The organism is Burkholderia sp. ABCPW 111, from assembly GCF_000773065.1.
GTDB lineage: Bacteria > Pseudomonadota > Gammaproteobacteria > Burkholderiales > Burkholderiaceae > Burkholderia > Burkholderia savannae.
Genome location: NZ_JPWT01000078.1, coordinates 1 through 26,051 on the forward strand (window position 1 = coordinate 1; position 26,051 = coordinate 26,051).

Annotated in this window: 25 protein-coding genes, 2 tRNA genes and 1 pseudogene; 15 read left to right on the forward strand and 13 right to left on the reverse strand. The window is 68.5% G+C overall.

What is annotated here, in order from left to right; genetic code table 11:
- Nucleotides 1–233: pseudogene (locus tag X946_RS35175) on the forward strand (hypothetical protein); the annotation flags it as partial.
- On the opposite strand, the gene X946_RS18050 reads toward X946_RS35175, so the two are convergent.
- The 5 genes from X946_RS18050 to fdxA form a co-directional block, all read right to left on the reverse strand.
- Nucleotides 164–1,177 (reverse strand): AraC family transcriptional regulator, encoded by a 1,014-nt coding sequence (locus X946_RS18050; protein ID WP_038750270.1) that lies wholly within the window; start codon nt 1,175–1,177, stop codon nt 164–166. The pseudogene X946_RS35175 and the gene X946_RS18050 sit on opposite strands and share 70 nt — an antisense overlap.
- A gap of 40 nt (nt 1,178–1,217) precedes the next feature.
- On the reverse strand, nt 1,218–1,700 hold the full coding sequence (locus X946_RS18055) for a CreA family protein (RefSeq protein ID WP_038750273.1): 483 nt from the start codon (nt 1,698–1,700) through the stop codon (nt 1,218–1,220).
- A gap of 139 nt (nt 1,701–1,839) precedes the next feature.
- Nucleotides 1,840–1,915: transfer RNA gene (locus X946_RS18060), tRNA-Asn, on the reverse strand.
- An 80-nt stretch (nt 1,916–1,995) separates the two neighbouring features.
- Nucleotides 1,996–2,071: transfer RNA gene (locus X946_RS18065), tRNA-Asn, on the reverse strand.
- Nucleotides 2,072–2,179: 108 nt separating this feature from the next.
- Nucleotides 2,180–2,503, reverse strand: coding sequence for a ferredoxin FdxA (gene fdxA, locus X946_RS18070; RefSeq protein WP_038750276.1), 324 nt, complete (start codon nt 2,501–2,503; stop codon nt 2,180–2,182).
- Nucleotides 2,504–2,768: 265 nt separating this feature from the next.
- On the opposite strand from fdxA, the gene pncB reads away from it, so the two are divergent.
- From pncB to rmuC, 5 genes are all read left to right on the forward strand, one after another.
- Nucleotides 2,769–3,968 (forward strand): nicotinate phosphoribosyltransferase, encoded by a 1,200-nt coding sequence (gene pncB, locus X946_RS18075; RefSeq protein ID WP_038750278.1) that lies wholly within the window; start codon nt 2,769–2,771, stop codon nt 3,966–3,968.
- A gap of 156 nt (nt 3,969–4,124) precedes the next feature.
- Nucleotides 4,125–4,787 (forward strand): LutC/YkgG family protein, encoded by a 663-nt coding sequence (locus X946_RS18080; RefSeq protein WP_038750279.1) that lies wholly within the window; start codon nt 4,125–4,127, stop codon nt 4,785–4,787.
- Between the two features lie 68 nt (nt 4,788–4,855).
- On the forward strand, nt 4,856–6,286 hold the full coding sequence (locus X946_RS18085; RefSeq protein ID WP_038750281.1) for a sodium:proton antiporter: 1,431 nt from the start codon (nt 4,856–4,858) through the stop codon (nt 6,284–6,286).
- 82 nt (nt 6,287–6,368) lie between these two features.
- Nucleotides 6,369–7,358 carry a 2-hydroxyacid dehydrogenase gene (locus X946_RS18090; RefSeq protein ID WP_038750283.1) on the forward strand — a complete coding sequence of 330 codons (990 nt, stop codon included), beginning with the start codon at nt 6,369–6,371 and terminating at the stop codon, nt 7,356–7,358.
- Entirely contained in the window at nt 7,355–8,830 is a 1,476-nt protein-coding gene (gene rmuC / locus X946_RS18095) for a DNA recombination protein RmuC (RefSeq protein WP_038750285.1), read from the forward strand. Before X946_RS18090 ends, rmuC begins: the two co-directional genes overlap by 4 nt.
- A 259-nt stretch (nt 8,831–9,089) precedes the next feature.
- Here the strand turns inward: rmuC and X946_RS18100 are convergent, their stop codons facing one another.
- From X946_RS18100 to X946_RS18125, 6 genes are all read right to left on the reverse strand, one after another.
- Nucleotides 9,090–9,593: a GNAT family N-acetyltransferase gene (locus tag X946_RS18100; RefSeq protein ID WP_038750286.1), complete on the reverse strand. Its 504-nt coding sequence runs from the start codon at nt 9,591–9,593 to the stop codon at nt 9,090–9,092.
- The gene (locus X946_RS18105; RefSeq protein WP_038750288.1) at nt 9,590–9,877 is read right to left on the reverse strand and encodes a hypothetical protein; all 288 of its coding nucleotides are present in this window, start codon (nt 9,875–9,877) and stop codon (nt 9,590–9,592) included. The genes X946_RS18100 and X946_RS18105 overlap by 4 nt, the downstream gene beginning before the upstream one ends.
- A 36-nt stretch (nt 9,878–9,913) precedes the next feature.
- Nucleotides 9,914–11,212: a molybdopterin molybdotransferase MoeA gene (gene moeA, locus X946_RS18110; protein WP_038750290.1), complete on the reverse strand. Its 1,299-nt coding sequence runs from the start codon at nt 11,210–11,212 to the stop codon at nt 9,914–9,916.
- A 109-nt stretch (nt 11,213–11,321) separates the two neighbouring features.
- Complete coding sequence (gene mobA, locus X946_RS18115) at nt 11,322–11,945, reverse strand: molybdenum cofactor guanylyltransferase MobA (RefSeq protein WP_038750291.1); 624 nt, start codon at nt 11,943–11,945, stop codon at nt 11,322–11,324.
- A gap of 36 nt (nt 11,946–11,981) precedes the next feature.
- The gene (moaA, locus tag X946_RS18120) at nt 11,982–13,094 is read right to left on the reverse strand and encodes a GTP 3',8-cyclase MoaA (protein WP_038750293.1); all 1,113 of its coding nucleotides are present in this window, start codon (nt 13,092–13,094) and stop codon (nt 11,982–11,984) included.
- Between the two features lie 139 nt (nt 13,095–13,233).
- Nucleotides 13,234–16,386, reverse strand: coding sequence for an Rne/Rng family ribonuclease (locus X946_RS18125; protein WP_038750296.1), 3,153 nt, complete (start codon nt 16,384–16,386; stop codon nt 13,234–13,236).
- A gap of 723 nt (nt 16,387–17,109) precedes the next feature.
- Here X946_RS18125 and X946_RS18130 point away from each other — a divergent pair.
- Genes X946_RS18130 through X946_RS18145 form a run of 4 tightly spaced genes read left to right on the forward strand, consistent with a single transcriptional unit; the run spans nt 17,110 to nt 20,185 of the window.
- Nucleotides 17,110–18,117, forward strand: a complete 1,008-nt coding sequence (locus X946_RS18130; protein WP_038750298.1) for an RluA family pseudouridine synthase — start codon at nt 17,110–17,112, stop codon at nt 18,115–18,117.
- Between the two features lie 5 nt (nt 18,118–18,122).
- Complete coding sequence (locus tag X946_RS18135; RefSeq protein WP_038750300.1) at nt 18,123–18,782, forward strand: HAD-IA family hydrolase; 660 nt, start codon at nt 18,123–18,125, stop codon at nt 18,780–18,782.
- Nucleotides 18,779–19,174 carry a Rieske (2Fe-2S) protein gene (locus X946_RS18140; RefSeq protein ID WP_038750301.1) on the forward strand — a complete coding sequence of 132 codons (396 nt, stop codon included), beginning with the start codon at nt 18,779–18,781 and terminating at the stop codon, nt 19,172–19,174. The genes X946_RS18135 and X946_RS18140 overlap by 4 nt, the downstream gene beginning before the upstream one ends.
- Before the next feature lie 9 nt (nt 19,175–19,183).
- Complete coding sequence (locus X946_RS18145) at nt 19,184–20,185, forward strand: S49 family peptidase (protein WP_038750303.1); 1,002 nt, start codon at nt 19,184–19,186, stop codon at nt 20,183–20,185.
- A gap of 18 nt (nt 20,186–20,203) precedes the next feature.
- Here X946_RS18145 and X946_RS18150 read toward each other — a convergent pair whose 3' ends face one another.
- Both X946_RS18150 and X946_RS18155 read right to left on the reverse strand, forming a co-directional pair.
- On the reverse strand, nt 20,204–20,932 hold the full coding sequence (locus X946_RS18150; RefSeq protein ID WP_038750305.1) for an SAM-dependent methyltransferase: 729 nt from the start codon (nt 20,930–20,932) through the stop codon (nt 20,204–20,206).
- Nucleotides 20,929–21,576 carry a Maf-like protein gene (locus X946_RS18155; protein ID WP_038750307.1) on the reverse strand — a complete coding sequence of 216 codons (648 nt, stop codon included), beginning with the start codon at nt 21,574–21,576 and terminating at the stop codon, nt 20,929–20,931. Before X946_RS18155 ends, X946_RS18150 begins: the two co-directional genes overlap by 4 nt.
- 311 nt (nt 21,577–21,887) lie before the next feature.
- On the opposite strand from X946_RS18155, the gene X946_RS18160 reads away from it, so the two are divergent.
- The 5 genes from X946_RS18160 to fabD all read left to right on the forward strand — a co-directional run bounded on the left by X946_RS18160 (nt 21,888) and on the right by fabD (nt 26,035).
- The gene (locus X946_RS18160) at nt 21,888–22,520 is read left to right on the forward strand and encodes a DUF177 domain-containing protein (protein ID WP_038750309.1); all 633 of its coding nucleotides are present in this window, start codon (nt 21,888–21,890) and stop codon (nt 22,518–22,520) included.
- A gap of 96 nt (nt 22,521–22,616) precedes the next feature.
- Nucleotides 22,617–22,796 carry a 50S ribosomal protein L32 gene (gene rpmF / locus X946_RS18165; protein WP_004192741.1) on the forward strand — a complete coding sequence of 60 codons (180 nt, stop codon included), beginning with the start codon at nt 22,617–22,619 and terminating at the stop codon, nt 22,794–22,796.
- Between the two features lie 139 nt (nt 22,797–22,935).
- Nucleotides 22,936–24,042, forward strand: a complete 1,107-nt coding sequence (gene plsX, locus X946_RS18170) for a phosphate acyltransferase PlsX (RefSeq protein WP_038750311.1) — start codon at nt 22,936–22,938, stop codon at nt 24,040–24,042.
- The gene (locus tag X946_RS18175; RefSeq protein WP_038750313.1) at nt 24,042–25,031 is read left to right on the forward strand and encodes a beta-ketoacyl-ACP synthase III; all 990 of its coding nucleotides are present in this window, start codon (nt 24,042–24,044) and stop codon (nt 25,029–25,031) included. The genes plsX and X946_RS18175 overlap by 1 nt, the downstream gene beginning before the upstream one ends.
- 71 nt (nt 25,032–25,102) lie before the next feature.
- On the forward strand, nt 25,103–26,035 hold the full coding sequence (gene fabD / locus X946_RS18180) for an ACP S-malonyltransferase (RefSeq protein ID WP_038750315.1): 933 nt from the start codon (nt 25,103–25,105) through the stop codon (nt 26,033–26,035).
- The last annotated feature ends 16 nt before the right edge of the window (nt 26,036–26,051 follow it).

Consider the following 26,051-nt stretch of genomic DNA (forward strand, 5'->3'; position numbering starts at 1 on the left):
CCAAAGCCAAAGCCAAAGCCAAAGCCAAAGCCAAAGCCAAAGCCAAAGCCAAAGCCAAAGCCAAAGCCAAAGCCAAAGCCAAAGCCAAAGCCAAAGCTGGTACCGGTACCTTCGCCGGAGCGGGAAGCGACGGCGGCGGCGATGCGCGTCTGTCGCTACAACGCTACGACGGCTGCCATCGCCCGGGCGGCACGCCGAACATCCGTTTGAAATGGCGGGTGAAGTGGCTTTGATCGGAGAAGCCGCACGCGGCGGCGACGTCGGCGACGCTCGCGCCCGCGCGCAGCGGTGCGAGCGAGCGTTGCAGGCGCAACTGGTTGCGCCATGCGTGCGGCGGCATGCCGGTTGCGCGCGAGAACAGGCGCGCCGCATGGAACGGCGACAGCTCGGCCGCTCGCGCGACGTCCGACAGCGTGACGGATTCGGACAGATCGGCGGCGAGCCGCTCGCGCATCGCATCGACGCGCCGGCGGTCGGCCGCGACGTCGCGCGGCGCGGTGCGATTGCCGGCGTGACGCGCGATCAATGTCGAGTAGGCGTCGAGCATCGCGGTTTCGGCGGAGAGCGGATCGTCGATCGGCCGGGGCGCGCTTGCGTCGCGAGGGAGCGCATCCGGCAGCCAGGCCGAAGTCGAAACCGAGCCGGAACCCGAATCCAAAGCCGGACCCGGACCCGAAGCCAAACCCGAAGCGCGGCCCGCCGCCGCGACGCGTTCGCCTCGCAGCAGCCGATCGATCGCCTCACGCAGCCCCGTCGCGCCGCTCGCTTCCATCAGCCGATGCGCGGCGACGAGCCGCGCGGCGAGGTCCGCGTCGTGGATGACGTCGAGCCGGAACCACGGCTGCGGCTGCGGCGTGCCCGCGATTTCGTCGGCGAGCGCGCGGATGAAGTCGACGGGCGCGTAGGCCACGCGATAGCGCCAGCCGTCTTCGGCCGCGCGCGAGCCGGTGTGGATCTCGCCCGGATTGATGACGGGGATCGAGCCCGTGTCGGCGACATAGGCGCTGCCGCGGCACGTGTAGCGCTCGGCGCCCGCCACGATGACGGGAATCGTGTACGCGTCGTGCCAGTGCGGCGCGAACGCATGGTCGCGGTAGGTCGCCGTGACGAAGTCGGCGTCCGGCAGCAGCGGCGTGCGCCAGTATCGGACCTGCTCGTGCGCGCGTTCGGATCGCATGGCGGCGGCTCGCGACGGTCCGGCGATGCGGGTGCGCCCGTTATCTGACCGGAATCGGCGTGCCGGTCGGCACGGGCACCGCGGTCACGCTGTTCTTCGGGCTGCCCGTCGCGATCCGGTCGCTGTAGGTCAGATAGACGAGCGTGTTGCGCTTCTTGTCGACGACGCGCACGACGTGCAGCGTCTTGAAGATGAACGACAGCCGCTCGCTGAACACGTCGGTCTGCTGCCTGAGCGGCTCGGTGAAGCGGATCGGGCCGACCTGCCGGCACGCGATCGACGCCTCGGTCGGGTCCTCGGCGATGCCGAGCGTGCCCTTGATGCCGCCCGTGCGGGCACGCGACACGTAGCACGTGATGCCGCTCACGAGCGGATCGTCGTACGCTTCGACGACGACGCGGTCGGAGCCCGTCAGGCGGAAATTGGTGTTGACGCTTGCGACTTCCTCGGCGCGCGCGGCCGGCGTGGCGATCGAGACGAGGGCGGCGCAGGTCGCGAGGACAGCGAAATAACGGTTTTTCATCGGTGGGGAAGCGGCGGATGCGTGGCGAGAAGCAGAGCACGACTCTAGCATGCCGCCGCCGGCGCGACGGTGCGCGGCACAACGAAAACGTAGAGGGGAAAAGCAAAAAGGCCCGTCGCGAACGACGGGCCTTCGAAGCTGGCTCCCCGACCTGGGCTCGAACCAGGGACCTACGGATTAACAGTCCGGCGCTCTACCGACTGAGCTATCGGGGAATAAGACGGTTCGGCGTGCTTGACGCCTCGAAACTAGGCGGCCATGAAAAAGCCCGTCTGCAACGGGCCTTTGCAATTCTTGGCTCCCCGACCTGGGCTCGAACCAGGGACCTACGGATTAACAGTCCGGCGCTCTACCGACTGAGCTATCGGGGAACAAACAGCAGAGAAATGAGATTCTATGAGGCGCTGGCCGATCTGTCAATACTTTTGCACATCGGCTTCGTCACGCGACGTCGCGTCGCGCCCCGCGAGCGCGGGCGATCAGCGCTCGAGCAGGTGCAGCTTGTCCTGCACGTCTTTCCACTCGTCGGCGTCGGCGGGTGCGGGCTTCGTCTTCGTGATCGACGGCCAGTTCTTCGCGAGCTCGGCGTTCAGCGGGGTGAACTGCTGCTGGTCGCCCGGCACGTCTTCTTCGGCGTAGATCGCATTGGTCGGGCATTCGGCGACGCACACCGCGCAGTCGATGCACTCGTCCGGATCGATCGCGAGAAAGTTCGGGCCTTCACGGAAACAGTCCACAGGGCATACATCGACGCAATCCGTGTATTTGCACTTGATGCACGCTTCAGTCACAACGTGGGTCATTCAAAACGCTCCTGCGGCGGAATCTAGGTATGTATGGGGGCGACGCATGGCGCCAAAACCGGCATTGTAACTGATGCGCCAAACCCGCATTGCGCGCTCGACTTCGCCGCTTATACCGTTTCGTGATTAGTTTATGGCGGAACGCGCGGCGCCGCGGCGCTTCGGCGCGGATTTGCGCCGCATTCGGGTAACATGCGTCAACCGGAGGGCAGGCGCGCCGCGCGCGAACGCTCGGGCTCCGTCTCGATCTTGGCAGTCTGGAATCATGATCATCACTTCGCTGCTCGATACCGACCTGTACAAATTCACGATGATGCAGGTCGTTCTGCATCATTTTCCCGCCGCAAGCGTCGAATACCGCTTCAAGTGCCGCACGCCCGGCGTCGACCTCGTGCCGTACATCGACGAGATCCGCGCCGAGGTCCGCTCGCTGTGCGAGCTGCGTTTCACCGATCCCGAGCTCGACTACCTGCGCCGGCTGCGCTTCATCAAGAGCGATTTCGTCGATTTCCTCGCGCTTTTTCATCTGAACGAGAAATACATCTCGATCATGCCGTCGCAAAAAGGCAGCGGCGAGATCGACATCGAGATCAAGGGGCCGTGGCTGCATGCGATCCTCTTCGAGATCCCGGTGCTCGCGATCGTCAACGAGGTGTACTTTCGCAACACGCAGCGCCGGCCCGACTACCGCGAAGGGCGCGAGCGGCTGCGCGAGAAGATCCAACTGCTCGGCGCGAAGCCCGAGTTCGCCGACTGCAAGATCGCCGACTACGGCACGCGCCGCCGCTTCTCGAAGATCTGGCACGAGGAGGTGCTGCGCACGCTGCGCGACGGGCTCGGCGCGCAGTTCGCCGGCACGAGCAACGTCTACTACGCGATGCAGCACGAGATCACGCCGCTCGGCACGATGGCGCACGAGTATCTGCAGGCCTGCCAGGCGCTCGGCCCGCGGCTGCGCGATTCGCAGACCTACGGCTTCGAGATGTGGGCGAAGGAATATCGCGGCGATCTCGGAATCGCGCTGTCGGACGTCTACGGAATGGACGCGTTCCTGCGCGACTTCGACATGTATTTCTGCAAGCTCTTCGACGGCGCGCGCCACGACTCGGGCGATCCGTTCGACTGGGGCGAGCGGCTCATCCAGCACTACGAGGAAAATCGCTGCGATCCGCGCACGAAGGTGCTCGTGTTTTCCGACGCGCTCGACATCCCGAAGGTCATGCAGCTGTACGAGCGGTTCCGCGGGCGCTGCAAGCTCGCGTTCGGCGTCGGCACGAACCTGACCAACGATCTCGGCTACCAGCCGCTGCAGATCGTCATCAAGATGGTGCGCTGCAACGGGCAGCCCGTCGCGAAGCTGTCCGATTCGCCCGGCAAGAGCATGTGCGACGACAAGGCGTACCTCGCGTATCTGCGCCAGGTGTTCGGGATCACGCAGCCGCCCGACGACGACGCGGGCAAGTGACGCCGCCCGCAAGGGCGGCGCGCGAGCGCGGCCGCATCGACGCAGCGCGCATGCGGGCCGCACGGCCCGCTTTTTTTCGTGTCCGCCGCGACGGGCGCGCGCCGCATCGGCCGGTATAATCGGGCCGGTATCGAAGGCCATCGTCACGAGGAGTTCATGGACACATCGGCTGCCCGCCGCAACATCCTCGCGCGCATCCGCGCCGCGCAGGGCCGCCCGGCCGAGCTGGCCGAGGTGGAGCGCGAGCATGCGGCCGATTACGTCGCGCGCCATCCGGCGGGGCCGCGGCCGCCGCTCGAAGGCGATCTCGTCGCGCGCTTCGTCGACGAGGCGCTGCGGCTCGAGACGACCGTCGACACCGTCGCGTCGATGCGCGACGCGCCCGCCGCGGCCGCCGCGTATCTGCGGCGCACGGGGCTCGGCACGCAGGCGATCGCGTGGCCGACGCTCGACGAACTCGACTGGGCGGGCGCGGGGCTCGCGGTCGAATTCAGGAAGCCCGTGGACGGCGACGTCGTCGGCATCACCGGCTGTTTTTGCGCGACGGCGGAAACCGGCTCGCTCGTTCTGCTGTCTAGTCCGAAGACGTGCTCGTCCGCCGCGCTGTTGCCCGAAACCCATATCGCGCTCGTGAGCGCGTCGCGCATCGTCGCGGGGCACGAGGACGCGTTCGCGTTGATCCGCGCGGAGCGCGGCGCATTGCCGCGCGCGGTGAACTTCGTGTCGGGGCCGTCGCGCACCGGCGACATCGAGCAGACGATCGTGCTCGGCGCGCACGGGCCGTATCGCGTTCACGCGATCGTCGTGCGCGACGCGTGACGCGTGACGCCACGGTCGCCGCCGTCGCGTTGCGCGCCGTATCCATTCGCAATTCAAGAGGAACTCACATGAAACGACATGCCGCCTGGGCGGGCATGGCGCTGGGAGGCGCGCTAGGCGCCGCTCCCGCGCTCGCATCGGCCGCAACGCTCGACGGTGCCGCGCTTTCCGCGTTCTGGGCGATCCCGTTCGCGGGCATCCTGCTGTCGATCGCGCTCTTTCCGCTGATCGCGCCCGTGTTCTGGCATCACCATTTCGGCAAGATCGCCGCGGCCTGGGCGGTCGCGTTCCTGATTCCGTTCGCCGCGACGTTCGGCTTCGGCACCGCGTTCGGCACGCTGATGCACGCGCTTTTCGAGGAATACATTCCGTTCATCGTGCTGCTGACGTCGCTGTATACGGTCGCGGGCGGCATCTGCGTGCGCGGCAACCTGCACGGCACGCCGAAGCTCAACACCGGCATTCTCGCGCTCGGCACCGTGCTCGCGAGCGTGATGGGCACCACGGGCGCCGCGATGTTGCTGATCCGGCCGCTCTTGCGCGCGAACGACAACCGCAAGCACGTCGTGCACGTCGTCGTGTTCTTCATCTTCCTCGTCGCGAACGCGGGCGGCTCGCTGTCGCCGCTCGGCGATCCGCCTCTCTTCCTCGGTTTCCTGAACGGCATCGATTTCTTCTGGACGACGATCCATCTCGCGCGGCCGATGCTTTTCATCTGCGCAATCCTGCTCACGCTCTTCTTCGCGATCGATACGTACTTCTATCGGAAGGGCGGCGAGGAGCGCAAGCCGTTCCTCGATCCGACGCCCGATTCGCACGGCGTGTCGATCGAGGGCAAGATCAACTTCGTGCTGCTCGGCGCGGTGATCGCGCTCGTGCTGATGAGCGGCTTGTGGAAGCCGGGCGTCACGTTCGACCTGTTCGGCACGCACGTCGCGCTGCAGAACGCGGTGCGCGACGTCGCGCTCGTCGCGGTCGCGCTCGTGTCGCTCGCGATCACGCCGCGCTCGGCGCGCGAGGGCAACGCGTTCAACTGGGCGCCGATCGAGGAGGTCGCGAAGCTGTTCGCGGGCATCTTCGTGACGATCGCGCCCGTGATCGTGATCCTGCGCGCGGGCGGCGACGGCGTGTTCGCGCCGATCGTCCATCTCGTCACGGACGCCGACGGCAAGCCGATCGACGCGATGTATTTCTGGGCGACGGGCGTGCTGTCGTCATTCCTCGACAACGCGCCGACCTATCTCGTGTTCTTCAATCTCGCGGGCGGCGACGCGCAGGCGCTGATGACGACGGGCGCGACGACGCTCGCGGCGATTTCCGCGGGCGCCGTGTTCATGGGCGCGAACAGCTATATCGGCAACGCGCCGAACTTCATGGTGAAGGCGATCGCCGAGTCGCGCGGTGTGAGAATGCCGAGCTTCTTCGCGTACCTCGGCTGGGCGCTCGTGATTCTCGTGCCGGTGTTTTTGCTGACGACGTGGGTGTTTTTCGGCGGTTAGGCAAGATGACGATGACGGCCGCGCGGGCGGCGGGCGGCGCGATGCGCGCGTTCGCCGCCCGCGCGGCGTGACGGAGACGGCAATGCAGAAAATCCTGGTCGCGCACTCGATCTTCCCGGACGTGATCGAGCGGCTCAAGCAATATTTCGACGTGGACTGGAACGACGGCGACGCGCTGTCGCCCTTCGCGCTGAAGGCGCGTCTCGCGGACAAGGACGGCGCGCTGACGGCGAGCGACGTGATCGACGCGTCGGTGCTCGCGGCCGCGCCGCGGCTGCGCGTCGTGTCGAACATGGCGGTCGGATACAACAACTTCGACATCGGCGCGTTCAACGCCGCGCACGTGCTCGGCACCAACACGCCCGACGTGCTGAACGAGACGACGGCCGATTTCGGCTGGGCGCTGATGATGGCGGCCGCGCGGCGGATGGCCGAAGCGGAGCACTGGCTGCGCGCGGGGCAGTGGCGCAAGTGGTCGTACGACAGCTTTCTCGGCGCGGACATCCACGGCGCGACGCTCGGCGTGATCGGCATGGGCCGCATCGGCCAGGCGCTCGCGCGGCGCGCGCGCGGCTTCGACATGCGCGTGATCTATCACAACCGCTCGCGCGTCGCGCCGGAGATCGAGGCGCAGTTAAATGCCGAGTACGTGTCGAAGGCGGCGCTCCTCGCGCAGGCCGATCACGTGGTGCTCGTGCTGCCGTATTCGGCCGAGACCCGCCATACGATCGGCGCGGCCGAGCTCGCGCTGATGAAGCCGACCGCGACGCTCACGAACATCGCGCGCGGCGGGATCGTCGACGACGCCGCGCTCGCCGCGGCGCTGCGCGACAAGCGGATCGCCGCAGCCGGCCTCGACGTGTTCGAAGGCGAGCCGGGCGTGCATCCGGCGCTGCTCGAGGTGCCGAACGTCGTGCTGACGCCGCACATCGCGAGCGCGAGCGAAGGCACGCGCCGCGCGATGGCGAATCTCGCGGCAGACAATCTGATCGCGGCGCTCGGCGTCGGGCCGCGCGCGGGCCGTCCGCCGAATCCGATCAATCCCGGCGTGCTGGGGAAGGCTCGCATATGACCGAAACCTTGTTGCTGGCCGCCGTCGTCGCGTTGGCGGTAGCGCTCGCCGTCGCGCTCTTCGCGCTGCTGCGCGGCGGCTCGCGCGGCGAAGGCCTCGAGCGGCTCGCCGAGCAGATCGACGACGCAAACGACGCGCACGCGCATGCGGCCGAGCGCCTCGAGCGCGAGCTGCGCGCGGAGATCGTTGACGGCGCGCGCAACTCGCGCACCGAGCTCGCGGGCAACTTCGCGCAACTGCAGCAGACGCTCGCCGCGCAGCTCTCGAGCGTCGCGACCGTGCAGAACAGTCAGATCGACGGCTTCGCGCAGCAGCTCGCGAAGCTCGTCGCGGGCAACACGCAGCAGTTCGACGCGATGCGCGACACGCTGCAGCGGCAGGCGCAGCTCGCGCGCGAAGAGCAGGGCGCGGCGCTCAGGCATTTCGGCGACACGCTCAATCAGCAGCTCAAGCAACTGACGGAGGCGAACGATCGCCGGATCGGAGAAGTGCGCGCGACGCTCGAAACGCGCCTGAAGGAAATCGAGGCGAACAACGCGGCGAAGCTCGAGGAGATGCGCCGCACCGTCGACGAGAAGCTGCACGCGACGCTCGAGCAGCGGCTCGGCGAATCGTTCAAGCTCGTGTCGGACCGGCTCGAGCAGGTGCATCGCGGGCTCGGCGAAATGCAGACGCTCGCGGCGGGCGTCGGCGATTTGAAGAAGGTGCTGACGAATGTGAAGACGCGCGGCACCTGGGGCGAAGTGCAGCTCGAGGCGCTGCTCGAGCAGATGCTGACGCCGGACCAGTATGCGAAGAACGTCGCGACGGTGCCGAAGAGCGGCGAGCGCGTCGAGTTCGCGATCCGGCTGCCTGGCCGGCACGACGACGGCGCGACAGGCGAAGCTCAGCCGGTGTGGCTGCCGATCGACGCGAAATTCCCTCGCGAGGATTACGAGCGCCTGATCGACGCGCAGGAGCGCGCGGACGCGGCGGCCGTCGACGAAGCGGCGCGCGCGCTCGAGGCGCGGATTCGCGCGGAGGCGCGCACGATCGCCGAGAAGTACGTCGCGCCGCCGCATACGACCGATTTCGCGCTGTTGTTCCTGCCGACCGAAGGGCTCTACGCGGAGATCCTGCGCCGTCCCGGCCTCACCGATCTGCTGCAGCGCGACTATCGCGTGACGGTCGCCGGCCCGACGACGCTGACGGCGCTCCTGAACAGCCTGCAGATGGGCTTCCGGACGCTCGCGATCGAGAAGCGCTCGAGCGAGGTCTGGCAGGTGCTCGGCGCGGTGAAGACCGAGTTCGGCAAGTTCGGCGACGTGCTCGCGCGGACGAAGTCGCAGCTCGAGACGGTCACGCGCTCGATCGAGGCGGCCGAGCAGCGCACGCGCGTGATGAACCGCAAGCTCAAGCAGGTCGAGGCGCTGCCGGGCGAGGTCGCGAACGGGCTGCTGGGCGCCGACGGCGCGGAGGCGGACGAGAGCTGACGCGCGCCGCGCGCAACGGCGAAAGCATCGCTGGTCTCGCGCGCCTCTGGCGTGCGGAACGAAAAACGGGGCGCCGCGTGCGCCCCGTTTTGCTTTGCCGGTTCGATCGTGTGCCGGGCGGCCTCGTTCGGCTTCGTGCGCTCGCGTTTTTGCCGGCCGCCCGTCGCGTTTCGCGCCGATCGCGGGCCGAAGCAAGCGATGTCGGCGTGATGCCGGCGTGACATCGACGCGCATGGACGTGCATCGGCTCGCGGCCGATTCAGGCGCCGCCGCCCGCGAGCCGCGCGAGCGCGTCGCCCGTCACGCGCACGACGCGCCAATCGGGCAGCACGTCCGCGCCCATCTTCCGATAGAAGTCGATCGCCGGTTGATTCCAATCGAGCACGGTCCATTCGAAGCGGCCGCAGCGGCGCTCGACCGCGATCGCCGCGAGCCGCCGCAGCAACTGCGTGCCGAGGCCCGTGCCGCGCTGCGACGGCTGCACGTACAGGTCTTCGAGATAGAGGCCTCGGCGGCCGAGGAACGTCGAATAGTTGTGAAAGTAGAGCGCGTAGCCGACGATCGCGCCGCCGTTTTCCGCGACGAGCGCCTCGGCGGACGGCCGCGCGCCGAAGAGCGCGTCGGCGAGATCGGCTTCGGTCGCGACGAACAGATGCGTGAGCTTCTCGAATTCGGCGAGCTCGCGCATCAGCGCGAGCATCGCGGGCACGTCGGCCGCCGCGGCCGCGCGGATCGCGATCGTCTCGTCGGCCGCTGCGCTCACGCTTCCTCCGGCGCGTCCGACAGCACGATCTCGATGCCGCCGAAGCGCGATGCGACCCAGTTGTACGCGTGGCACGCGATCCACAGCAGCACGAAGCCGACGATCGCGTTCAGCAGCAGCGCGCTGAAGATCGTGCTGACGATCGTGCCCAGCCCGACCGATTGGTCGCGGATGAATGCGTTGACGATGCCGAGCAGCACGATCGGCACGCTGAACGTCAGATAAACGAGGATCAGCGCTTTCGCGGTCTGCCCCGGCGCGATCGATGAGATTTGTTTTTTCATATACGAGTTGCCCCCGTGGAAGTGCTGAGATCGGATTCAGATGACGCCGTCGAACGGCAGGATGTCGACCGTCGCGCCGGCGTCGACGCGTGCGGCGTCGTGCGCGAGCACGATGAAGCAGTTCGCGTCGCTCAGGCTCTTGAGCGACGCCGAGCTTTGCGAGCCGGCGGGCGTCACGCGCCAGACGCCGCTCGCGTCGCGCGCCGCGCGCCCGCGCAGGAATTCGGTGCGCCCCGCGCGCTTCTTGAGCGGCGCGTCGCAGACGGCCGGGTAGCGCGGAAGCGGCGGCGCGTCGGCGCCCATCAGCGCGAGGAGCGCGTCGCGCACGATCACGACGAAGGTCGCCGCGACCGCGACCGGATTGCCCGGCAAGCCGAAGAAGAGCGCGGGCCGCGCGTCGCGTGCGCCCGCCCAGATGCGGCCGCACGCGAGCGGCCGGCCCGGGCGCATCGCGACGCTCGCGAACGTGACGTCGCCGAGCTTGTCGAGCAGCGCGCGCGTGAAATCGGCGTCGCCGACCGACACGCCGCCCGACGTGATCACCGCGTCCGCCTGCGCGGCCGCGGCCTTCAGCGTGGCTTCGAGCGCGGCGGGATCGTCGCGGACGATGCCGAGATCGAGCGCGTCGACGCCGACGCGCGCGAGCATCCCGGCGAGCGTCGCGCGGTTGCTGTCGTAGAGGCCGCCGTCGCGCAGCGGCTCGCCCGGCAGTTGCAGTTCGTCGCCCGTCGAGAAGAACGCGACGCGCACGCGGCGGCGCACCGCGACGTCGGCGATGCCGAGCGACGCGAGCAGGCCGAGATCGGCGGCGCGCACGACGCGGCCGGCGGCGAGCGCGCTCGCGCCGCGCGCGAGGTCCTCGCCCGCGCGGCGGCAGTGGTCGCCGCGCGCGGCGGCCGATGCGGGAAAGCGCACGACGTCGCCCGCCGCATCGACTTTTTCCTGCGGGATCACGGTGTCGCAGCCCGCGGGCATGCGCGCGCCCGTCATGATCCGCACGCACGCGCCGCTCGCGACACGCGGGCCGTCGAACGGATGGCCCGCGAGCGCGCGGCCCGCGACCGCGAGCTCGAGCGTGCCGTCGGCGGCCGGCGCGGCGAGCGCCGCGCCGTCGAACGCGTAGCCGTCCATCGCGGCGTTGTCGTAGGCGGGAATGTCGAACGGCGATGCGACGTCGCCGGCGAGCACGCGGCCGAGCGCATCGCGCAGCGCGACGCGCTCGACCTGCGCGACGCCCTCGACGAAACGCAACGCGAGCGCGCGCGCTTCGTCGACGGTCAGCGCGACGGCGTTCTCGGACGTGGCGGATGGCGTAGGCGTGGTGTGCGTGGTCATCGATGACGGCGCCGCTAGGCGGATTGTGTTCGGGGCCGGTGTCCCGGCCGCCGTTGTGACGCGCTCGCATCGCAAGCGGCGGGCGGCGCGAGCAACGAGATGCGGCCCGTCATGCGCGTTCGAGGCCGGCTAAGTCCCGCAAAGAGTTTGCATTGTAAAACGCCCGCTCGTCGTCAAACGGCACTTCGGCCGTCTTGTGGCGTGCGTACCACGCGCGCATCTTGCGCTCGCCGGACGCGAGATAGGCGCAGAGATCGTCGGCGAGCGCGGTGCTCACGAGCGCGAAGACGGGCTGCGCCGAGGCGCCGCCGTTCGCGTCGACGGTCGTCGCGAACGCGATCTCCGCGCGCTGCGCGTCGAGCGCGGCGCGCAGGCGCGCGGCGAGATCGGCGGGCAGGAACGGCGAATCGCATGGCGTGCACAGGACGAGCGGCGTGCTCGCCGCGCGCATGCCGGCGGCGAGCCCGGCGAGCGGGCCGGCGAAGTCGGCGTGCGTGTCCGTAATGACGCGCGCGTGAAACGGCGCGCCGAGCGCCGCGTATGCATCGAGATGGCGATTCGCGCTGATGACGAGCGCGTCGACCTGCGGCGCGAGCCGGCGCAACACGTGCAACGCGAGCGGCTCGCCGCGCAGCGGCTGCAGCCCTTTGTCGACGCCGCCCATCCGCGTGCCGCGCCCGCCTGCGAGCAGCAGGCCGGTGATCGTGGAGGAGGGGGCGGCGTGCGGCGGCATCGTGAAAGCGGCGGGCGCGTCGAGCGGGCGGCGCGCCTAGCCGCCGATGTAGGACATTTCGACGCGCTTCGCTTCGCTTGCCGCTTCTACCGTCGCCGGCGCGCTGCCGCGCAATTGCGAATAGCGGTCGGTGCGCGCCTGCCAGATGTGGCCGATCACGGTGGCGATCTGCTCGTCGGTCGCGCCGCCGCGCACGAGGCTGCGCAGGTCGTGGCCGGACGAAGCGAAGAGGCACAGATACAGCTTGCCTTCCGTCGACAGCCGCGCGCGCGTGCAGTCGCCGCAGAACGCGCGCGTGACGCTCGAGATCACGCCGATCTCGCCGCTGCCGTCCGCGTAGCCCCAGCGCTGCGCGGTTTCGGACGGCGTGTGCCGCTCGAGCGGCACGAGCGGGAAGTGCTCGGCGATGCGCGCGACCACGTCGGCGGACGGCAGCACTTCGGCCATGTTCCAGCCGTTCGACGTGCCGACGTCCATGTATTCGATGAAGCGCAGCACGACGCCCGTGCCCTTGAAGCGGCGCGCCATCGGCACGATCTCGGCGTCGTTGGTGCCGCGCTTGACGACCATGTTGACCTTCACGGGCGCAAGGCCCGCCGCCTGCGCGGCGAAGATGCCGTCGAGCACGTCGGCGCTTGCGAAGTCGGCGTCGTTCATTCGCTTGAAGAGCGTGTCGTCGAGCGCGTCGAGGCTGACCGTCACGCGCGAGAGCCCCGCGTCGCGCAGGCTCCTCGCCTTGCGCACGAGGAGCGAGCCGTTCGTCGTCAGCGTGAGGTCGAGCGGCCGTCCGTCGACGGTCGTCATCTTTGCGAGGCGCTCGATCAGGAATTCGATGTTTTTACGCAGGAGCGGCTCGCCGCCCGTGATGCGGATTTTTTCGACGCCGTGTGCGACGAAAAGCCGCGCGAGCCGCTCGATTTCCTCGAGCGTCAGGAGGGCGCTGTGCGGCAAAAACGGGTAATCCTTGCCGAACACGGTACGCGGCATGCAGTACACGCATCGGAAGTTGCAGCGGTCCGTGACCGAGATGCGCAGGTCGCGCAACGGGCGCGCGAAGGCGTCGCGGAGCGTGCCGCTCGGCGCGAGCAGGGCGCCGGGCAGATCGGGCGCCGCGCTCACCGGGGTCACGGGGATGATGCGTCGGGACATGTGCGTTGCAAGATAAGCCAGACCTCCATTTTAGCTGGAAGCGCCGGGAGGGGCCGGGCATGGAAACCCGCAGAACCGGAGCACAGACAAAAAAGCCCGCCTTTTCGGGGCGGGCTTTTTCGTGCGATGGACGACCGGATCAGCGGTGAGTCGTCTCGACTTGCTGCATCGGCGTCGTGTCGACGGGCGGCAGCGGCTTGCGTTCGCGCGGCACGCGCATGGGCTGCACGATTTGCGCGGCGACGGCCTGAGCGGCATGCAGCTTGTCCGCGTCCGTATTGACCCAGACGAGGCCGGCGGCTTCGAGCACCGTTGAGAGGCTCGTGCCCGGCGCGGCCGCGACGGGGGCGGCGGCCGTAGCCGGTGCGATGGCCTCGGCAGCCGGCGCAGCCGGTGCTTCGGCGACGGCGGGCGGCTCGTGCGCGATGCGCGTTTCGACAGGCGCGGGCTGCGGCGCGACGGCCGGCGCTGGCTCGGCAATCGGGGCCGGAGCAATCGCCGGAGCCGCCGCTTCGGACACGTCCGCCGCGGCGGCTGCAACCGGTGCGGCCTCGACGGCAGCGGCCTCGGCCGGCGCGGCGGCTTGCGCCTGCACGGTTTCGGCCGGAGCCGGCTCGGCGTGCGCCGCGGCTGCCGGTGCGGCCTCCACCGCTGCGGCTTGCATCGGCGCTTCGACAGCGCGAGCGGGCGCTGCCGGAGCCTGCTCGGCCCCGGCGGCGGGCGTTTCGGCTGCCGCTTGCGGCTCGGCCGTCGCGCCGCTCTCGACGTGAGCGACCGCTTCCGCGGCGACGGCTGACGCCGCTACCGCCGCTATACCCGCCTGCGCGGCGTGCTGCGGCTCATGGCCGGCAACCGGCGCGGCGGCTTCGTGCACATCGGCTGCGGCCGCTTCGGCCGTCACGTCTTCGCCGGCTTCCGCCGCTTGCACGGCGCCTGCGGCTTCATCCTCGCGCTCGCGGCGGCCACCACGGCGACCGCGACGGCGACGGCGGCGTTCCTCGCCGTCGCGGGCGTTCGAATCGGCCTCGACGCCGGCTTCGGCGCCGAGCGCATGCGCCGGCTTCTCGGCCGGTTCCGCGTGGGCGCTTTCGCCGCGGTTCACCGTTTCGAGCGTCGCGACGTGCGGCACGGGCTTGCGCCGCTCGCCGCGTTCGCCGCGCTCACGGCGCTCGCTGCGCGGTGTTTCCGCGGCATCGACCGTTTCGGCGCGCTCACGCGGCTCACGCGGCTCGCGCTGTTCGCGCTGCTCACGGCTTTCGCGCGGTTCACGGCCTTCGCGACCTTCGCGGTTGTCCCGGCCGCCGCGGCCTTCGCGTGCCTCGCGGCCTTCGCGCGGCTCGCGGGTTTCCTTGCCTTCGCGCTCGGCGCGCGGCGCCTGAGCGCGGCCGCCGCCCGCTGCGGCCTGGTCGCGGCCGCCTGCCTGTTGCGCGCCGCCGCCGCGACGGTTGCGATTGCGATCGCCGCCGCGTTCGGCCTTTTCACCGCGCTCGCCACGCTCGCGCGCCGGACGCGCGGCCGCTTCCTGCGCGGCGGGCGCCGGCGCGGAGGCCGCGGCCGGCTGCATGCCGAACAGGTTCTTCAGCCACTTGACGAATCCGCCGCTCGCCGGTGCGACGGCGGCGGGCGCCGCCTCGGGTGCGGGCTGGCGCTGCGGTGCGGGGCTCGGTGCCGGACGCTCGGGCGTGATGCCCTTCACGGCCGCTTCCTGACGCGGCTTCGTTTCCTCCGCGCGCTTGCTGTAGCCGGTTTCGGCCTCGAGCTCGCGGGCGGCTTCCTCGGCCATCTTCCACGAGGCGCGCGGATCGTCGAGGCGCGCGTCGTCGTGGCGCAGGCGCTCGAGCTTGTAGTGCGGCGTATCGAGATGCTTGTTCGGAATCAGCACGACGCCGACCTTGAACCGCGACTCGATCTTGTTGATTTCCTGGCGCTTTTCGTTGAGCAGGAAGGCCGTCACCTCGACGGGCACCTGGCAGTGGATCGCCGCGGTGTTCTCCTTCATGGCTTCTTCCTGAATAATCCGCAACACTTGCAGCGCGGACGATTCGGTGTCGCGGATGTGGCCCGTGCCGTTGCAGCGCGGGCACGTCACGTGGCTGCCTTCGGAGAGGGCCGGACGCAGGCGCTGGCGCGACAGCTCCATCAGCCCGAAGCGCGAGATCTTGCCCATCTGCACGCGCGCGCGGTCATGCTTCAACGCATCCTTCAGGCGCTGCTCGACTTCGCGCTGGCTCTTCGCCGATTCCATGTCGATGAAGTCGATCACGATCAGGCCGCCCAGGTCGCGCAGGCGCAGCTGGCGCGCGACTTCGTCGGCCGCCTCGAGGTTCGTGCGGGTCGCCGTTTCCTCGATGTCCGCGCCCTTGGTCGCGCGCGCCGAGTTCACGTCGATCGCGACGAGCGCCTCGGTGTGGTCGATCACGATCGCGCCGCCCGACGGCAGCGGCACCGTGCGCGAGTACGCGGTCTCGATCTGGTGCTCGATCTGAAAGCGCGAGAAGAGGGGAACGTCGTCGTGATAGCGCTTCACCTTGCCGACGTTGTCGGGCATCACGATGTCCATGAACGCGCGGGCCTGATCATGGATCTCGGTCGTGTCGATCAGGATTTCGCCGATGTCCGGCTGGAAATAGTCCCGGATCGCGCGGATCACGAGGCTCGATTCGAGGTAGATCAGCATCGGCTGGCCGGGGTGGCCGCTTTGCGACGCCGCCTCGATCGCGCGCCAGAGCTGCAGCAGGTAGTTCAGGTCCCACTGCAGTTCCTCGGCGCTGCGGCCGATGCCCGCCGTGCGGGCGATCATGCTCATGCCGTCGGGGATCTGCAGTTGCGCCATCGTTTCGCGCAGTTCCTGGCGCTCGTCGCCCTCGATGCGGCGCGACACGCCGCCGCCGCGCGGGTTGTTCGGCATCAGCACGAGGTAGCGGCCGGCGAGCGAGATGAACGTGGTGAGGGCCGCGCCCTTGTTGCCGCGCTCTTCCTTCTCGACCTGGACGATCAGCTCCTGGCCTTCGCGCAACGCGTCCTGGATGCGCGCGGAGCGCATGTCGACGCCTTCCTTGAAGTACTGGCGGGCGACTTCCTTGAACGGCAGGAAGCCGTGGCGGTCTTCGCCGTAGTTGACGAAGCACGCTTCGAGCGACGGCTCGATGCGGGTGACGACGCCCTTGTAGATGTTGCCTTTGCGCTGTTCGCGTCCGGCGGTTTCGATGTCGATGTCGATGAGCTTCTGCCCATCGACGATGGCGACGCGCAGTTCTTCCTGCTGCGTCGCATTGAACAGCATGCGTTTCATTGAACGACTCCAGGCGGCTCTGCCGGCGGCGCGCTCCGGTTGTCAGGCGGAGCGCGGGACGACGTCAGGCCGCGCCTTGTTGTGTTGTCACGAGCACGCTGGAGCGGGAATGATGGCGGGAGAATGGCCTGATGAGGCGCGAGCCCATACGACGGGCCGCGGCCAGAGGGCGCCTGCGAACACGGCTTCAAAGCACACGGCGTCGACACTCCGCGCGCCGCAGGGCGCGCTAAGCCTCCGACCGGGCACTGCCGCGGGGCGCGGCGCAAAGTGCGCGCGGCGCCGGGTGGCGGCATATGCTGCGGCTCGGCCGCAGCGGGGAGTATCGAATCCAGCCCGACTTTCCCGCCTGGGGTGTTCCTTCCTTGGTTTTGACGTCGCCAAGCTCCGCGCTCTTGCGGAACCACATCGGGCGCACGCCGTTCTATTCGCAACAGGGAGCCGCGCCGGGCTAACATCGCGCCGCGCCGCAGCTCCCAACAAATTCTTTTTGTCCAACATTCCGTTACCGCGGCACGGCTCCGACCGAATCCGCCTGTGGGCGCGATCCCTGCCAGAGCGGGGTGCCGTGCGTGCAACTTGCTGCTTTCATTTCGTGAGGACGAGCAGCACGCCCCGGGCGCAAGTAAAATAACAGTTTGCGCTTGCGCCTCACGCAGTCCGCCCGAAAACCGGCCGATCAGGCCGCTCCATTACGGAAAGCTGCGCAAAATTATATTCAGTATGAATGAGTTAGGCAAAAAATCCCATAATTCGGTCGCAAGCGGCCAGGTTTCGCTCATCGAGATCGACGAAAACGCCGCCGGGCAGCGCATCGATAATTTCCTGCTGCGCGTCTGCAAGGGCGTGCCGAAGAGTCACATTTACCGGATTCTGCGCAGCGGCGAAGTCCGTGTGAACAAGGGCCGGATCGATGCGCAGTACCGGCTCGCGTTCGGCGACGTCGTGCGCGTGCCGCCCGTGCGCGTCGCGGCGGCCGACCTCGCGCGCGCGGCCGGTCCCGCGCCCGTGCCCGCCGCGGAATTCGAGATCCTGTTCGAGGACGACGCGATCATCGCGCTCAACAAGCCGGCGGGCGTCGCCGTGCATGGCGGCAGCGGGGTTGCGTTCGGCGTGATCGAGCAGATGCGCCATGCGCGGCCGCACGCGAAGTTCCTCGAACTCGCGCACCGGCTCGATCGCGAGACGTCGGGCATCCTGATGCTCGCGAAGAAGCGTTCGGCGCTCGTCGGGCTGCACGAGCAGATCCGCGACAACCGGATGGACAAGCGCTACTACGCATGCGTGCACGGCGACTGGGCGGCGGACTGGGGCCGCCGCCGCGCGGTGAAGGCGCCGCTCTTCAAGTACTCGACGCCCGACGGCGAGCGGCGCGTGCGCGTCCAGGAAGACGGGCTGCCGTCGCACACGGTGTTCAATCTCGTCGACCGCTGGCCGGGCTATGCGCTCGTCGAGGCGGAACTCAAAACGGGTCGGACCCATCAGATTCGCGTGCACCTCGCTCATCTGGGCCTGCCGATCGTCGGCGACGCGAAGTACGGCGATTTCGCGCTGAACAAGACGCTCGCGCGCGCGAGCGCGGTGCCGTCGATCAAGCGGATGTTCCTGCACGCTCACCGGCTGCGCCTCGCGCACCCGCTGACGGGCGAGCCGCTGCAGTTCGACGCGCCGCTGCCCGCCGAGTGCCGGCAATTTCTCGACCAACTCACCGACTTGCGCGAACACGCGTGACACGCATGGCCCGACAGCAATTTGATCTGATCGTCTTCGACTGGGACGGCACGCTGATGGATTCGACCGCGCACATCGCGCAAAGCATCCAGGCCGCGTGCCGCGATCTCGGCGTGCCCGTGCCATCCGACGAGGCCGCCCGCTACGTGATCGGGCTCGGCCTGCGCGACGCGCTCGCCGTGACCGCGCCGAGCCTCGATACCGCCGACTATCCGCGGCTCGCCGAACGCTACCGGTTCCACTATTTCGTCAAGGACCAGCGCATCGAGCTGTTCGCCGGCGTGCGCGAGATGCTCGAGGAACTGCGCGACACCGGCTACCTGCTCGCCGTCGCGACGGGCAAGGGGCGCGTCGGCCTGAACCGCGCGCTCGACCAGGCGAAGCTCACGAGCCTCTTCGACGGCACGCGCTGCGCGGACGAAACGTTCTCCAAGCCGCATCCGGCGATGCTGCAGGAGCTGTCGCGCGAATTGGGGCAGGATCTGGCGCGCACCGTGATGATCGGCGACACGACGCACGACCTGCAGATGGCGGCGAGCGCGGGCGCGGCGGGCATCGGCGTCGCGTACGGCGCGCATTCGGCCGACGCGCTCGCGGCGCTGTCGCCGCGCTTCGTCGCGCCCGACGTCGCGGCGCTCGCCGGCTGGCTGCGGGAGCACGCATGACGGGCGGCGGCGACGCGCGCTTCGTCTGCGCGGCCGACGCGCTCGTCGACGGCGGCGAGGGCGTGCGGGTCGACGCGACGCTGCGCGGCGAGCCTGCCGTCGTGTTCTTCGTGCGCTACGAGGGGCGCGCGTACGGTTACCTGAACCGCTGCGCGCACGTGCCGATGGAACTAGACTGGGCCGAGGGCCAGTTCTTCGAATCGTCGGGCTTATACTTGATGTGCGCGACGCACGGCGCGATCTACGAGCCGGAGACGGGCAAGTGCGTCGGCGGCCCGTGCCGCGGCGCGCGGCTGCGCGCCGTTCAGGTCGACGAGCGGGATACGCCGGGCGGCCGCGCGGTGTTCTGGCTGCCCGACGGCGATCTGCGCCCGGCCTCTTCTGACCACTGACTTTCACGCATGTCCGATCAAATCAATCCGCCCGATCCGTCTTCCTCTTCCGCGGCGAGCGCCGCCGCTCGCGAACCAAACTGGGAGCGCGCGGTGCTCGAGCGCGTCGCCCTCGCGGCGATCAAGGAGCAGCGCGCCGCACGGCGCTGGCGGATATTCTTCCGCTTCGCGTTCCTCGTCGTGCTCGCCGTGCTCGCGTTCGCGTTCCTCAGCGTGTCCGGCGACGGCAGCAAGCTCGCGAGCGGACGCCACACGGCCGTCGTGACGATCGACGGCGAAATCGCGGCGAGCACCAACGCGAACGCCGAGGACATCAACACGGCGCTCGGCAGCGCGTTCGAGGATTCGGGCACGGTGGGCGTCGTGCTGCGCATCAACAGCCCGGGCGGCAGCCCGGTGCAGGCGGGCATCGTCTACGACGAGATCCGCCGGCTGCGCAAGAAGTATCCGGCGAAGCCGCTCTACGTCGTCGTCTCCGACATGTGCGCGTCGGGCGGCTACTACATCGCGGCGGCGGCCGACAAGATCTACGTCGACAAGGCGAGCATCGTCGGCTCGATCGGCGTGCTGATGGACGGCTTCGGCTTCACCGGGCTGATGGGCAAGCTCGGCGTCGAGCGGCGGCTGCACACGTCGGGCGAGAACAAGGGCTTCTTCGATCCGTTCTCGCCGGAGACGGCGAAGATGGACGCGCACGCGCAAGAGATGCTCGACCAGATCCACGAGCAGTTCATCAAGGCGGTGAGGGACGGCCGCGGCGCGCGGCTGCACGACTCGCCGGAGATCTTCTCGGGGCTTTTCTGGACGGGCGCGAAGAGCATCGAGCTCGGCCTCGCCGACGATTACGGGACGACCGATACCGTCGCGCGCGACGTGCTGAAGGCGCCCGATCTCGTCGACTACACGGTCAAGGAAAGCCTGACCGATCGCGTCGCGCGCCGCTTCGGCGCGGCGGTCGGCAAGGCCGCGCTGAAGGCGGCCGTGGCCGGCGGCGAGCTGAAGCTGCGCTGACGGCGCGGTCCGCCGCGCTCAGTTCGCGAGCAGCAGGAAAATCGCAGGGCGCTTGTGCAAATCGGGCACGGGCGCCTTTTTCCATTCTGCGGCCGAGCGGCTCGCGATCGTCTCGGTCGGCAGCGTGAGGTCGGCCGCGACGCATACGAGCGTCGACGGCGCGCACGTCGCGACGAGCGCATCGAGCATCGCGTGATTGCGGTACGGGGTCTCGATGAAGATTTGCGTCTGATTCGCCTTGCGCGACTGCTGCTCGAGCTCGCGCAGGCGCTTCGCGCGCGCGGCGGCGTCGACGGGCAGATAGCCGTGGAACGCGAAGCTCTGGCCGTTCAGGCCGGACGCCATCAGCGCGAGCAGGATCGAGCTCGGCCCGACGAGCGGCACGACCTTCACGCCGCGCTCGTGCGCGCGCCGCACGAGCAGCGCGCCCGGATCGGCGACGGCGGGGCAGCCGGCTTCCGACACGAGCCCGGCGTCGGCGCCGGCGAGCACGGGCGCGAGCAGCTTGCCGATCTCGCCCGCGGGCGTCTTCACGTTCAGCTCGCGGATCTCGATTTCCTGGATCGGCCGCTCGGTGCCGATTTTCTTCAGGAACGCGCGCGTCGTCTTCGCGTTCTCGCCGATGTAATAGCCGAGCGACGCGGCGCGCGCCTGCACGGCGGCGGGCAGTACGGCGGCGAGCATCTCGGCGTCGCCTTCGCCTTCGCCGAGCGTGTTCGGGATCAGATAAAGCGTGCCTGCCGTCATCGTCCGTTCGCTCCGCCGGAAGCCGGCGCCCGCGCGCCGAAGAGGGGATAGCCCGCCGCGCGCAGCATCCGCGTGAGCGCGATGAGCGGCAGGCCGACGAGCGCGGTCGGATCGTCGGAGTCGATCGCGTCGAGAAGCGCGATGCCGAGCCCTTCCGATTTCGCGCTGCCCGCGACGTCGTACGGCGTCTCCGCGCGCAAATAGGCGTCGAGTTCGACGTCGGTCAGCGTGCGGAACCGTACGCGCGTCACCACGTCTTCGATCTGCGTCGCGCCCGAGCGGCTGTCGTACAGGCAAAGCGCGCTGTGGAATTCGACCTCGCGGCCGCGCATCGCCTGCAGTTGCGCGAGCGCGCGCTCATGCGTGCCCGGCTTGCCGATCTGCAGCCCGTCGAAGGTCGCGACCTGATCGGAGCCGATCACGAGCGCGCCGTGAGGCGCTCGGGCGCGTTCGGCCGCGGCGCGCGCCTTCGCGGCGGCGAGCCGCAGCGCGGTCGCCGACGGCGTTTCGTCCGGCAGCGGCGTTTCGTCGACTTCGGGCGTGATGACGTCGAACGGCACGCGCAGGCGTTCGAGGAGCTCGCGCCTGTAGCGGGAGCTGGAGGCGAGGATCAGCCGCGGCGGGCTGGAAGCGTTGTCCGGCATGATGGTGTCGGGTATCGGTCGGTTCGAAAGATCGGATGTGAAGGAATGGCCTCCGCCGCGCGGCACGCGGGCGCTCGGCGGGGGTGTGTTCGGTGATGCCTTAAGTATTTGACTCGAAAAGATAAAACGGGTATGCTCTTGCGCTTTTCATCGGCAGGGTTTTTGCGAGTGCCCGACCACGGCCCGATGCGTCCCATCGGCGTACGTACACATCGGGCGTGCGCATCGTGCGCCACGCATCGGGCGCGTGGTGCGCGGGCCGCCTGCACGAACGACGAGTTGTACCGAGGGTTGATACGGCAGGAGCGCACATGAATCCGTCTTCAGGTAAGCCTGCGGTTTCGCTCGATCCGCATGCGATCGATCTGTTCGAATTTGCGCGCAGCGCTCGGCAGGCGGCGGGTGCCGTCCGGCTTTCGCAGTTGCCGCGCATGTTAAACGAAGTGCCGGCGGACGCGCCAGACCGCGACACCGTATTCACCTGGCAGGCCGAGGGTTCGACGCAGCCCGAGCTGCAGGACGACGGCGCCGAGGGGCAACAGCCTTATCTGCGGCTCGCGCTGCACGGTGCCGCGTGGCTCGAGTGCCAGCGCTGCGTGACGCCGTACCGGCAGTCGTTCGACATCGACGTCGTGTACCGGATCGTCGCCTCCGAGGAAGAGGCGGACGAATTTCCGCTCGACGAAGATGACGTCGATGTGATCGTCGGCTCGCGCCAGTTCGATCTCGTCGAATTGATCGAAGAGGAGTTGCTGCTTTCGCTGCCGCTCGTGCCGAAGCACGACGTTTGTCCGGCGGTGCACGAAAGCCTCGTGTCGGGCGTGAGCGGTCCAGCGGCCGATACGGACGATACGTCCGACGAACCGGCGGGCGAAAGCGACAGGCCGAATCCGTTCGCGGCGCTCGAAGCGCTGAAAAAGGGCGGGGACGGCGGCAAACACTAAGCAGTTGGGGCGCGGGAAGGCGTGAGGCCGCAGGGCCGGGGTAGCAAGCGCCGGATCGGGCTGTGTTAGAATCCGGAAAATTTTTAGGAGTTAGTCATGGCAGTTCAACAAAACAAGAAGTCGCCGTCGAAGCGCGGCATGCATCGTTCGCACGATTTCCTGACGACCTCGCCGCTCGCCGTCGAGCCGAGCACGGGTGAAGTGCATCTGCGTCACCATATCAGCCCGAACGGCTACTATCGCGGCAAGAAAGTCGTCAAGACGAAGAACGACTAAGCGTTTCCGTCTCCGTGGCGCGCGTCTGATGGCCATTCAGGCTCGTCGCGCGACAACCGGTTCGCTTGACACTTTCCTGGCTCAACAAGAAGGCGGCATTCAACTGCCGCTTTTTTGTGCCTGAAATTCGTCGCATTCCATGACTGTAAAGCTCACAATCGATTGCATGGGAGGCGACCACGGCCCGTCCGTGACCGTTTCCGCGGCAGTCAAGTTCGTTCGGTCGCATCCCGACGCGCACCTGATGCTCGTCGGCATCGAAAGCGCGATCCGGGCGCAACTCAAGAAGTGCAAGGCGCTCGACGAGCCTGCGCTGTCCGTCGTGCCGGCCACCGAAGTGGTCGCGATGGACGATCCCGTCGAAGTGGCGCTGCGCAAGAAGAAGGACTCTTCGATGCGCGTCGCCCTCAATCACGTGAAGGAAGGCGAGGCGCAGGCGTGCATCTCCGCCGGCAACACCGGCGCGCTGATGGCGGTGTCGCGCTACGTGCTGAAGACGTTGCCCGGCATCGAGCGGCCCGCGATCGCGTTCGCGCTGCCGAATCCGACGGGCTACACGATGATGCTCGACCTCGGCGCGAACGTCGACTGCGAGCCGCAGCACCTGCTGCAGTTCGCCGAAATGGGGCACGCGCTCGTCGCGGCGCTCGAGGGCAAGGAGCGGCCGACGATCGGTCTTCTCAACATCGGCGAGGAGATCATCAAGGGCAACGAAACAATCAAGCGCGCTGGCGAGCTATTGCGCGCGAGCACGTTGAATTTTCGCGGCAACGTCGAAGGAAACGACATCTACAAGGGCACTGTCGACGTGATCGTCTGCGATGGCTTCGTTGGCAACGTTGCATTGAAGACGTCCGAGGGCCTCGCGCAGATGCTCGCGGACATCATCAAGGAAGAGTTCAGCCGCTCGCTTTTGTCGAAGCTGATGGCGTTTCTCGCGCTGCCCGTGCTGCTGCGCTTCAAGAAGCGGGTCGATCATCGCCAGTACAACGGCGCGGCGCTGCTCGGCTTGCGCAGTCTCGTCATCAAGAGCCATGGCTCCGCCGACGCGTACGCGTTTGAGTGGGCGGTCAAACGCGGGTATGATGCCGTCAAAAATGGCGTGCTGGAGCGTCTTTCGCGAGCGATGGCGGAAAACGCCGCGCCGCTTGGCGAAAGCGGTCGCGACGCGGGCGGAGCGGGGCAGGCGAGTCCGTCCGCAGGCCAGCCAGCCGAGCCCTCCGCCGCGCTTTCCTCGAAGACATAATGGCCCAATCGACCCTCTATTCCCGCGTGCTCGGCACGGGTAGCTACTTGCCGCCCGACCGCGTCACGAATCAAGAACTCGCCGCTCGTCTCGCGAAGGATGGCATCGAGACGAGCGACGAGTGGATCGTCGCGCGCACGGGCATCCACGCGCGGCACTTCGCCGCGCCCGACGTGACGACGAGCGATCTCGCGCTCGTCGCCGCGCAGCGCGCGATCGAGGCTGCCGACGTCGATCCGCAGTCGATCGACCTCGTCATCGTCGCGACGTCGACGCCCGATTTCGTGTTCCCGAGCACGGCGTGCCTGCTGCAGAACAAGCTCGGCATCAAGAACAACGGCGCCGCGTTCGACGTGCAGGCGGTGTGCTCGGGCTTCGCATACGCGCTCGCCACGGCCGACAGCTTCATCCGCACGGGGCAGCATCGCACGGCGCTCGTCGTCGGCGCGGAGACATTCTCGCGCATCCTCGACTTCAAGGACCGCACGACCTGCGTGCTGTTCGGCGACGGCGCCGGCGCCGTCGTGCTGTCGGCGTCCGAAGAGCCGGGCATCCTCGGCAGTGCGCTGCACGCGGACGGCAGCTACTCGAACATTCTCTGCACGCCGGGCAACGTGAACCGCGGCGTCGTCGCGGGCAGCGCATTCCTGCACATGGACGGCCAGGCCGTCTTCAAGCTCGCCGTGAACGTGCTGGAGAAGGTCGCGGTCGAAGCGCTGTCGAAGGCGGATCTCGCGCCGGAGCAGGTCGATTGGCTGATTCCGCACCAGGCCAATATCCGTATCATGACAAGCACGTGCCGCAAGCTCGGCCTGCCGCAGGAACGCATGATCGTCACCGTCGACGAGCACGGCAACACGTCCGCCGCGTCGATCCCGCTCGCACTCGACGTCGCCGTGCGCGACGGCCGCATCAAGCGCGGCCAGCACGTGCTGATCGAAGGCGTCGGCGGCGGCTTCACGTGGGGCGCGTCGGTCTTCCGCTTCTGACGGGTTTCTCCTCGCATCCCATCGGCGCGCAGTTCGTGCGCGCCGCTCGATTCGATTCATTTGGGGACGATATGAAATTTGCATTCGTTTTTCCGGGCCAGGGCTCGCAATCGGTCGGCATGCTCAATGCATTCGCCGACGTCGCCGTCGTGCGCGAGACGCTCGACGAAGCGTCCGACGCGCTGGGTCAGGACATCGGCAAGCTGATCGCCGACGGCCCGGCCGACGAACTCAATCTGACGACGAATACGCAACCCGTGATGCTGACGGCCGCGTACGCGTGCTATCGCGCGTGGCGGCAGGCGGGCGGCGTGGAGCCGTCGATCGTCGCGGGCCATAGCCTCGGCGAATACACGGCGCTCGTCGCCGCGGGCGCGATCGCGTTTCGCGACGCGCTGCCGCTCGTGCGCTTCCGCGCGCAGGCGATGCAGACGGCCGTGCCCGTCGGCGTGGGCGGGATGGCGGCGATTCTCGGTCTCGACGACGATGCGGTGCGCGCGGTGTGCGCCGAGGCGTCGGCGTCGGGCGTCGTCGAAGCGGTGAATTTCAACGCGCCCGCGCAAGTCGTGATCGCGGGCACGAAGGCGGGCATCGAGAGGGCCTGCGAAATCGCGAAGGCGAAGGGCGCGAAGCGCGCGCTGCCGCTGCCCGTGTCGGCGCCGTTCCACTCGTCGCTGCTCAAGCCCGCGTCGGACAAGCTGCGCGACTACCTCGCGAAGGTCGACGTGAAGGCGCCGCAGATTCCCGTCGTCAACAACATCGACGTCGCGCAGGCGTCCGATCCCGAGGCGATCAAGGATGCGCTCGTGCGCCAGGCGGCGGGCCCCGTGCGCTGGGTCGAGTGCGTGCAGCACATCGCCCGCCAAGGCGTGACGCACGTGATCGAGTGCGGCCCGGGCAAGGTGCTCGCGGGCCTCACGAAGCGCATCGACGGCAACCTGGTCGGCGCGTCGGTGTTCGATCCGGCGTCGCTCGACGAAGCGCTCAAGCTCGCCGCCGCCTGACGTTGCGTCAGGCGCG

Coding starts and splice junctions, on each gene's coding strand:
- X946_RS18125 (WP_038750296.1), bottom strand. CDS start 16,386: ATGAAACGCATGCTGTTCAATGCGACGCAGCAGGAAGAACTGCGCGTC.
- X946_RS18090 (WP_038750283.1), top strand. CDS start 6,369: ATGCAGAAAATCCTGGTCGCGCACTCGATCTTCCCGGACGTGATCGAG.
- X946_RS18175 (WP_038750313.1), top strand. CDS start 24,042: ATGGCCCAATCGACCCTCTATTCCCGCGTGCTCGGCACGGGTAGCTAC.
- X946_RS18155 (WP_038750307.1), bottom strand. CDS start 21,576: ATGCCGGACAACGCTTCCAGCCCGCCGCGGCTGATCCTCGCCTCCAGC.
- rmuC (WP_038750285.1), top strand. CDS start 7,355: ATGACCGAAACCTTGTTGCTGGCCGCCGTCGTCGCGTTGGCGGTAGCG.
- X946_RS18135 (WP_038750300.1), top strand. CDS start 18,123: ATGGCCCGACAGCAATTTGATCTGATCGTCTTCGACTGGGACGGCACG.
- pncB (WP_038750278.1), top strand. CDS start 2,769: ATGATCATCACTTCGCTGCTCGATACCGACCTGTACAAATTCACGATG.
- rpmF (WP_004192741.1), top strand. CDS start 22,617: ATGGCAGTTCAACAAAACAAGAAGTCGCCGTCGAAGCGCGGCATGCAT.
- X946_RS18085 (WP_038750281.1), top strand. CDS start 4,856: ATGAAACGACATGCCGCCTGGGCGGGCATGGCGCTGGGAGGCGCGCTA.
- mobA (WP_038750291.1), bottom strand. CDS start 11,945: ATGCCGCCGCACGCCGCCCCCTCCTCCACGATCACCGGCCTGCTGCTC.
- X946_RS18130 (WP_038750298.1), top strand. CDS start 17,110: ATGAATGAGTTAGGCAAAAAATCCCATAATTCGGTCGCAAGCGGCCAG.
- fabD (WP_038750315.1), top strand. CDS start 25,103: ATGAAATTTGCATTCGTTTTTCCGGGCCAGGGCTCGCAATCGGTCGGC.
- fdxA (WP_038750276.1), bottom strand. CDS start 2,503: ATGACCCACGTTGTGACTGAAGCGTGCATCAAGTGCAAATACACGGAT.
- X946_RS18055 (WP_038750273.1), bottom strand. CDS start 1,700: ATGAAAAACCGTTATTTCGCTGTCCTCGCGACCTGCGCCGCCCTCGTC.
- moeA (WP_038750290.1), bottom strand. CDS start 11,212: ATGACCACGCACACCACGCCTACGCCATCCGCCACGTCCGAGAACGCC.
- plsX (WP_038750311.1), top strand. CDS start 22,936: ATGACTGTAAAGCTCACAATCGATTGCATGGGAGGCGACCACGGCCCG.
- X946_RS18160 (WP_038750309.1), top strand. CDS start 21,888: ATGAATCCGTCTTCAGGTAAGCCTGCGGTTTCGCTCGATCCGCATGCG.
- X946_RS18140 (WP_038750301.1), top strand. CDS start 18,779: ATGACGGGCGGCGGCGACGCGCGCTTCGTCTGCGCGGCCGACGCGCTC.
- X946_RS18150 (WP_038750305.1), bottom strand. CDS start 20,932: ATGACGGCAGGCACGCTTTATCTGATCCCGAACACGCTCGGCGAAGGC.
- X946_RS18080 (WP_038750279.1), top strand. CDS start 4,125: ATGGACACATCGGCTGCCCGCCGCAACATCCTCGCGCGCATCCGCGCC.
- X946_RS18050 (WP_038750270.1), bottom strand. CDS start 1,177: ATGCGATCCGAACGCGCGCACGAGCAGGTCCGATACTGGCGCACGCCG.
- X946_RS18105 (WP_038750288.1), bottom strand. CDS start 9,877: ATGAAAAAACAAATCTCATCGATCGCGCCGGGGCAGACCGCGAAAGCG.
- moaA (WP_038750293.1), bottom strand. CDS start 13,094: ATGTCCCGACGCATCATCCCCGTGACCCCGGTGAGCGCGGCGCCCGAT.
- X946_RS18145 (WP_038750303.1), top strand. CDS start 19,184: ATGTCCGATCAAATCAATCCGCCCGATCCGTCTTCCTCTTCCGCGGCG.